The organism is Enterobacter sp. PL_is379 (genome assembly GCF_055817355.1).
Genome location: NZ_JBVPGT010000014.1, coordinates 20923 through 29170, shown reverse-complemented (window position 1 = coordinate 29170; position 8248 = coordinate 20923). Strand labels below are relative to the sequence as shown.

The following is an 8248-nucleotide window of genomic DNA, read 5'->3' as shown; positions in this document are numbered from 1 at the left end:
CCGTACAACTGACGTGACCGGTACCATCGAACTGCCAGAAGGCGTTGAGATGGTAATGCCAGGCGACAACATCAAGATGGTTGTGACTCTGATCCACCCAATCGCGATGGACGACGGTCTGCGTTTCGCAATCCGTGAAGGTGGCCGTACCGTTGGCGCGGGCGTGGTTGCTAAAGTTCTCGGCTAATCGCTGATAACATTTGACGCAATGCGCATGAAAAGGGCATCATTTGATGCCCTTTTTGCACGCTTTCACATCAGAACCTGGCTCATCAGTGATTATTTTTGTCATAATCATTGCTGAGACAGGCTCTGCAGAGAGCGTATAATCCCTAAAGGGATTATTTCGATTTGGCTCGCCTCGCAATCGCGGGGTGAAATTATTTGTAGAATTCTTCTGACAGGTTGGTTTATGAGTGCGAATACCGAAGCTCAAGGGAGCGGGCGCGGCCTGGAAGCGATGAAGTGGGTCGCTGTTGCCGTGCTGCTGATTGTGGCAATCGTTGGCAACTATCTTTATCGTGACATGATGCTGCCGCTCCGCGCGCTGGCAGTGGTGATTCTGATTGCTGCAGCGGGCGGTGTCGCGCTGTTGACGACTAAAGGTAAAGCAACCGTTGCTTTTGCACGTGAAGCGCGTACCGAAGTCCGTAAGGTCATTTGGCCGACTCGCCAGGAAACATTGCACACCACGCTGATCGTAGCGGCGGTTACCGCTGTAATGTCACTGATCCTGTGGGGACTGGATGGTATTCTGGTTCGCCTGGTTTCCTTTATTACTGGCCTGAGGTTCTAAGATGTCTGAAGCCCCTAAAAAGCGTTGGTACGTCGTTCAGGCGTTTTCCGGTTTTGAAGGCCGCGTAGCAACGTCGCTGCGTGAGCATATCAAATTACACAACATGGAAGAGTTATTTGGCGAAGTTATGGTTCCGACCGAAGAAGTGGTTGAGATCCGTGGCGGCCAACGTCGCAAAAGCGAGCGTAAATTCTTCCCGGGTTACGTGCTGGTTCAGATGGTGATGAACGACGCGAGCTGGCACCTGGTGCGCAGCGTACCGCGCGTGATGGGCTTTATCGGCGGCACGTCTGACCGTCCGGCGCCAATCAGCGACAAAGAAGTTGATGCGATTATGAACCGCCTGCAGCAGGTGGGTGATAAGCCGCGTCCTAAAACGCTGTTTGAACCGGGTGAAATGGTCCGTGTTAGCGACGGTCCGTTTGCTGACTTTAATGGCGTCGTTGAAGAAGTGGACTACGAGAAGTCCCGCCTGAAAGTTTCTGTTTCTATCTTCGGTCGTGCGACCCCGGTAGAGCTGGACTTTGCGCAGGTCGAAAAAGCCTAAGCAGCGATCAAAAAAGCGGCGATTTAATCGTTGCACAGGGCGCGAGATTGGAATACAATTTCGCGCCTTTTGTTTTTATGGGCCCCGGCCCGTAAAACGAATTTTATTCACGGGGAGCCTCCCTGAGGCGCTATCACCCAATCAGAGGATTTTAGAATGGCTAAGAAAGTACAAGCCTACGTCAAGCTGCAGGTTGCAGCTGGTATGGCGAACCCAAGTCCACCAGTTGGTCCAGCTCTGGGTCAGCAGGGTGTGAACATCATGGAATTCTGTAAAGCGTTCAACGCCAAAACCGAATCCCTGGAAAAAGGTCTGCCAATCCCAGTCGTAATCACTGTTTACGCTGACCGTTCTTTCACTTTCGTTACCAAAACCCCTCCAGCAGCAGTTCTGCTGAAGAAAGCGGCTGGTATCAAGTCTGGTTCCGGTAAACCGAACAAAGATAAAGTGGGTAAAATTTCCCGCGCTCAGCTGCAGGAAATCGCGCAGACCAAAGCTGCCGACATGACTGGTGCCGACATTGAAGCGATGACTCGCTCAATCGAAGGTACTGCACGTTCCATGGGCCTGGTAGTGGAGGACTAAGAAATGGCTAAACTGACCAAGCGCATGTCCGTGATCCGTGACAAAGTTGATGCGACCAAACAGTACGACATCAACGAAGCTATCGCTCTGCTGAAAGAACTGGCAACTGCTAAGTTCGTTGAAAGCGTTGACGTTGCCGTTAACCTCGGCATCGACGCGCGTAAATCCGATCAGAACGTTCGTGGCGCAACTGTACTGCCACACGGTACTGGCCGTTCCGTACGTGTAGCTGTATTTGCTCAGGGTGCAAACGCTGAAGCTGCTAAAGCTGCTGGCGCTGAACTGGTAGGTATGGAAGATCTGGCTGATCAGATCAAGAAAGGCGAAATGAACTTTGACGTTGTTATTGCTTCTCCAGATGCAATGCGCGTTGTTGGCCAGCTCGGCCAGGTTCTGGGTCCACGCGGCCTGATGCCAAACCCGAAAGTTGGTACTGTAACTCCTAACGTTGCTGAAGCGGTTAAGAACGCTAAAGCAGGTCAGGTTCGTTATCGTAACGACAAAAACGGCATCATCCACACCACCATCGGTAAAGTGGACTTTGACGCTGACAAACTGAAAGAAAACCTGGAAGCTCTGCTGGTTGCGCTGAAAAAAGCAAAACCAACTCAGGCAAAAGGCGTGTACATCAAGAAAGTTAGCATCTCCACCACCATGGGTGCAGGTGTTGCAGTTGACCAGGCTGGCCTGAGCGCTGCTGCAAACTAATGCCTTTACGTGGGCGGTGATTTTGTCTACAATCTTACCCCCACGTTTGCTAACGAAAGTTAGCGGCTAAAAGATTTGTTCGTTGGAGCCTGGCCTAATCCAGGCCTCCGTCGAAGACCGCAGGTGTTTCGCAAGAGACTTAATCCCCTGCGTAGACGGTGACAGAACGCTAAGATTATTTTTGGATACTCTGGCTTGTTTCTGCTCACCGTATTAAGACGCTCTTTCCGTTGGGAAGAGTGAAGTGAGTTCCGGAACATGAGTTCCGGCAAACATCCAGGAGCAAAGCTAATGGCTTTAAATCTTCAAGACAAACAAGCGATTGTTGCTGAAGTCAGCGAAGTAGCCAAAGGCGCGCTGTCTGCAGTAGTTGCGGATTCCCGTGGCGTTACTGTAGACAAAATGACTGAACTGCGTAAAGCAGGTCGTGAAGCTGGCGTATACATGCGTGTTGTTCGTAACACCCTGCTGCGTCGCGTAGTTGAAGGTACTCAGTTCGAGTGCCTGAAAGACACGTTTGTTGGTCCGACCCTGATTGCATACTCTATGGAACACCCGGGCGCTGCTGCTCGTCTGTTCAAAGAGTTCGCGAAAGCGAATGCAAAATTTGAGGTCAAAGCTGCAGCCTTTGAAGGTGAGTTGATCACGGCATCGAACATCGATCGCCTGGCAACCCTGCCGACCTACGAAGAAGCAATTGCACGCCTGATGGCAACCATGAAAGAAGCTTCGGCTGGCAAACTGGTTCGCACTCTGGCTGCTGTTCGCGATGCGAAAGAAGCTGCTTAATCGCAGTTATCTTTATAAAGCATTTGCTTACGTATAAACTTATTCTGATTTTCAGGAACAATTTAAATGTCTATCACTAAAGATCAAATCATTGAAGCAGTAGCAGCTATGTCCGTAATGGACGTTGTAGAGCTGGTTTCTGCAATGGAAGAAAAATTCGGTGTTTCTGCTGCTGCTGCTGTAGCTGTAGCTGCGGGCCCGGCTGAAGCTGCTGAAGAAAAAACTGAATTCGACGTAATTCTGAAAGCTGCTGGCGCTAACAAAGTTGCTGTTATCAAAGCAGTACGTGGCGCAACTGGCCTGGGTCTGAAAGAAGCTAAAGACCTGGTAGAATCTGCTCCAGCTGCGCTGAAAGAAGGCGTGAGCAAAGACGACGCAGAAGCACTGAAAAAATCTCTGGAAGAAGCTGGCGCTGAAGTTGAAGTTAAATAAGCCAACTTTTCTGGTTGCAGCCTAAGTCATTAGGCTGATGGCTGGTGACTTTTTAGTCACCAGCCTTTTTGCGCTGTAAGGCATCAGTAGCATTTCACACTGTTTGACTGCTGATTGTCCTGACAATGCATGTTTCTATCGACGACTTAATATATTGCGACAGGGTGCTCGCTCTGTGTAAATCGCGACGAAATGATTTAAGCGTGATAGCAACAGGTATTGCGGAAAGTATTCAATTTTCCGGTCCACAAAATGGTGTTGCACAAACTGTCCCTTCGTCGGACAGATGGGTCGACTTGTCAGCGAGCTGAGGAACCCTATGGTTTACTCCTATACCGAGAAAAAACGTATTCGTAAGGATTTTGGTAAACGTCCACAAGTTCTGGACATTCCATATCTCCTTTCTATCCAGCTTGACTCGTTCCAGAAGTTTATCGAGCAAGATCCTGAAGGGCAGTACGGTCTGGAAGCAGCCTTCCGCTCCGTGTTCCCGATTCAGAGCTACAGCGGTAACTCCGAGCTGCAGTACGTCAGCTACCGCCTTGGCGAACCGGTGTTTGACGTTCAGGAATGTCAGATCCGTGGCGTGACCTATTCCGCACCGCTGCGCGTAAAACTGCGTCTGGTGATCTACGAGCGCGAAGCGCCGGAAGGCACCGTAAAAGACATTAAAGAACAAGAAGTCTACATGGGTGAAATTCCACTCATGACTGACAACGGTACTTTCGTTATCAACGGTACTGAGCGTGTTATCGTTTCCCAGCTGCATCGTAGCCCGGGCGTCTTCTTCGACAGCGATAAAGGTAAAACACACTCTTCCGGTAAAGTACTGTATAACGCACGCATCATCCCTTACCGTGGTTCATGGCTGGACTTCGAGTTCGATCCTAAAGACAACCTGTTTGTCCGTATCGACCGTCGTCGTAAACTGCCTGCAACCATCATTCTGCGTGCACTGAACTATACCACTGAGCAGATCCTGGACCTGTTCTTTGAGAAAGTGATCTTTGAAATCCGCGACAACAAGCTGCAGATGGAGCTGGTGCCGGAACGTCTGCGTGGTGAGACCGCGTCGTTCGACATCGAAGCCGACGGCAAAGTGTATGTGGAAAAAGGTCGCCGTATCACCGCGCGCCACATCCGCCAGCTGGAAAAAGATGATATCAAACTCATCGAAGTTCCGGTTGAGTACATTGCAGGAAAAGTAGCCGCAAAAGATTACGTTGACGAGTCAACGGGTGAGCTGATCTGCCCGGCGAACATGGAGCTGAGCCTGGATCTGCTGGCTAAGCTGAGCCAGTCTGGCCACAAACGTATCGAAACGCTGTTCACCAACGATCTGGACCACGGTGCGTATATCTCTGAGACTATTCGCGTCGACCCAACCACCGATCGTCTGAGCGCGCTGGTAGAAATCTACCGCATGATGCGTCCTGGTGAGCCACCAACTCGCGAAGCGGCGGAAAGCCTGTTCGAGAACCTGTTCTTCTCTGAAGACCGCTACGATCTGTCCGCGGTTGGTCGTATGAAGTTCAACCGTTCTCTGCTGCGCGACGAAATCGAAGGTTCCGGTATCCTGAGCAAAGACGACATCATCGAAGTGATGAAGAAGCTCATCGATATCCGTAACGGTAAAGGCGAAGTGGACGATATCGACCACCTCGGCAACCGTCGTATCCGTTCCGTAGGCGAAATGGCGGAAAACCAATTCCGCGTTGGCCTGGTACGTGTAGAGCGTGCGGTGAAAGAGCGTCTGTCTCTGGGCGATCTGGATACCCTGATGCCTCAGGATATGATCAACGCCAAGCCGATTTCTGCAGCAGTGAAAGAGTTCTTCGGTTCAAGCCAGCTGTCTCAGTTCATGGACCAGAACAACCCGCTGTCTGAGATTACGCACAAACGTCGTATCTCTGCACTCGGCCCAGGCGGTCTGACCCGTGAGCGCGCAGGCTTTGAAGTTCGAGACGTACACCCGACTCACTACGGTCGCGTATGTCCAATCGAAACGCCTGAAGGTCCAAACATCGGTCTGATCAACTCCCTGTCCGTGTACGCACAGACGAACGAATACGGTTTCCTTGAGACCCCGTATCGTAAAGTGACCGACGGTGTTGTAACCGACGAAATTCATTACCTGTCTGCTATCGAAGAAGGCAACTACGTTATCGCTCAGGCGAACTCCAACCTGGATGACGAAGGCCACTTTGTAGAAGATCTGGTTACCTGCCGTAGCAAAGGCGAATCCAGCTTGTTCAGCCGCGACCAGGTTGACTACATGGACGTATCCACCCAGCAGGTGGTATCCGTCGGTGCGTCCCTGATCCCGTTCCTGGAACACGATGACGCCAACCGTGCATTGATGGGTGCGAACATGCAACGTCAGGCCGTTCCAACTCTGCGCGCTGATAAGCCGCTGGTTGGTACCGGTATGGAACGTGCTGTTGCCGTTGACTCCGGTGTTACTGCGGTTGCTAAACGTGGCGGTACTGTTCAGTACGTCGATGCATCCCGTATCGTTATCAAAGTTAACGAAGACGAGATGTATCCGGGCGAAGCAGGTATCGACATTTATAACCTGACCAAATACACCCGTTCTAACCAGAACACCTGTATCAACCAGATGCCTTGTGTATCTCTGGGTGAGCCAGTTGAGCGCGGCGACGTGCTGGCAGACGGTCCGTCCACCGACCTCGGTGAACTGGCGCTCGGTCAGAACATGCGCGTAGCGTTCATGCCGTGGAACGGTTACAACTTCGAAGACTCCATCCTCGTCTCCGAGCGTGTGGTTCAGGAAGATCGTTTCACCACCATCCACATTCAGGAACTGGCATGTGTGTCCCGTGACACCAAGCTGGGGCCAGAAGAGATCACCGCTGACATCCCTAACGTGGGTGAAGCTGCGCTCTCCAAACTGGATGAATCCGGTATCGTTTACATCGGTGCGGAAGTGACCGGCGGCGACATTCTGGTTGGTAAGGTTACGCCTAAAGGTGAAACCCAGCTGACGCCAGAAGAGAAACTGCTGCGTGCCATCTTCGGTGAGAAAGCGTCTGACGTTAAAGACTCTTCTCTGCGCGTACCAAACGGTGTTTCCGGTACGGTTATCGACGTTCAGGTCTTCACCCGTGACGGCGTGGAGAAAGATAAGCGTGCGCTGGAAATCGAAGAGATGCAGCTCAAACAGGCTAAGAAAGACCTGTCTGAAGAACTGCAGATCCTCGAAGCGGGTCTGTTCAGCCGTATCTATGCGGTGCTGGTTGCCGGTGGCGTTGAAGCTGAGAAGCTCGACAAACTGCCACGCGATCGCTGGCTGGAACTGGGCCTGACCGACGAAGAGAAACAAAATCAGCTGGAACAGCTGGCTGAGCAGTATGACGAACTGAAACACGAGTTCGAGAAAAAACTCGAAGCGAAACGCCGCAAAATCACTCAGGGCGACGATCTGGCACCAGGCGTGCTGAAGATTGTTAAGGTGTATCTGGCCGTTAAACGTCAGATCCAGCCTGGTGATAAGATGGCAGGTCGTCACGGTAACAAGGGTGTTATCTCTAAGATCAACCCGATCGAAGATATGCCGCACGATGCTAACGGTACGCCGGTAGATATCGTACTGAACCCGCTGGGCGTACCGTCTCGTATGAACATCGGTCAGATCCTGGAAACCCACCTGGGTATGGCTGCGAAAGGTATCGGCGACAAGATTAACGCCATGCTGAAGCAGCAGGAAGAAGTCGCGAAACTGCGCGAATTCATCCAGCGTGCCTACGATCTGGGTACCGACGTGCGTCAGAAAGTCGACCTGAATACCTTCAGCGATGAAGAAGTGCTGCGCCTGGCTGAGAACCTGAAAAAAGGTATGCCAATCGCAACGCCGGTCTTTGACGGTGCGAAAGAAGCTGAAATTAAAGAGCTGCTGCAACTGGGTGGTCTGCCAACGTCTGGTCAGATTACGCTGTTTGATGGCCGTACTGGTGAACAGTTCGAGCGTCCGGTAACCGTAGGTTACATGTACATGCTGAAACTGAACCACCTGGTCGACGACAAGATGCACGCTCGTTCTACCGGTTCTTACAGCCTGGTTACTCAGCAGCCGCTGGGTGGTAAGGCACAGTTCGGTGGTCAGCGCTTCGGGGAGATGGAAGTGTGGGCGCTGGAAGCATACGGCGCGGCATACACCCTGCAGGAAATGCTCACCGTTAAGTCTGATGACGTGAACGGTCGTACCAAGATGTATAAAAACATCGTGGACGGCAACCATCAGATGGAACCGGGCATGCCAGAATCCTTCAACGTACTGTTGAAAGAGATTCGTTCGCTGGGTATCAACATCGAACTGGAAGACGAGTAATTCTCGCTCAAACAGGTCACTGGTGCCGGATTAACCCCCGGCA

Annotated in this window: 8 protein-coding genes; all 8 read left to right on the top strand. The window is 51.7% G+C overall.

What is annotated here, in order from left to right; genetic code table 11:
• Positions 1-187 (top strand): EF-Tu C-terminal domain-related protein (locus tag AC0TOY_RS00490; RefSeq protein WP_000308341.1); only part of this gene is annotated, 187 nt, incomplete at its 5' end.
• Between the two features lie 225 nt (positions 188-412).
• Entirely contained in the window at positions 413-796 is a 384-nt protein-coding gene (gene secE / locus AC0TOY_RS00485) for a preprotein translocase subunit SecE (RefSeq protein WP_014068449.1), read from the top strand.
• Between the two features lies 1 nt (position 797).
• A complete protein-coding gene (nusG, locus tag AC0TOY_RS00480) occupies positions 798-1343 on the top strand; it encodes a transcription termination/antitermination protein NusG (protein WP_002438628.1) in 546 nt (181 codons plus the stop codon).
• A 156-nt stretch (positions 1344-1499) separates the two neighbouring features.
• Positions 1500-1928: a 50S ribosomal protein L11 gene (gene rplK / locus AC0TOY_RS00475; protein ID WP_008503452.1), complete on the top strand. Its 429-nt coding sequence runs from the start codon at positions 1500-1502 to the stop codon at positions 1926-1928.
• 3 nt (positions 1929-1931) lie between these two features.
• A complete protein-coding gene (rplA, locus tag AC0TOY_RS00470; protein ID WP_006810530.1) occupies positions 1932-2636 on the top strand; it encodes a 50S ribosomal protein L1 in 705 nt (234 codons plus the stop codon).
• A 291-nt stretch (positions 2637-2927) separates the two neighbouring features.
• The gene (gene rplJ, locus AC0TOY_RS00465; protein WP_005132895.1) at positions 2928-3425 is read left to right on the top strand and encodes a 50S ribosomal protein L10; all 498 of its coding nucleotides are present in this window, start codon (positions 2928-2930) and stop codon (positions 3423-3425) included.
• A 66-nt stretch (positions 3426-3491) separates the two neighbouring features.
• Entirely contained in the window at positions 3492-3857 is a 366-nt protein-coding gene (gene rplL, locus AC0TOY_RS00460) for a 50S ribosomal protein L7/L12 (RefSeq protein WP_002445276.1), read from the top strand.
• Between the two features lie 319 nt (positions 3858-4176).
• On the top strand, positions 4177-8205 hold the full coding sequence (gene rpoB / locus AC0TOY_RS00455; protein ID WP_024908260.1) for a DNA-directed RNA polymerase subunit beta: 4029 nt from the start codon (positions 4177-4179) through the stop codon (positions 8203-8205).
• Positions 8206-8248: the final 43 nt, after the last annotated feature.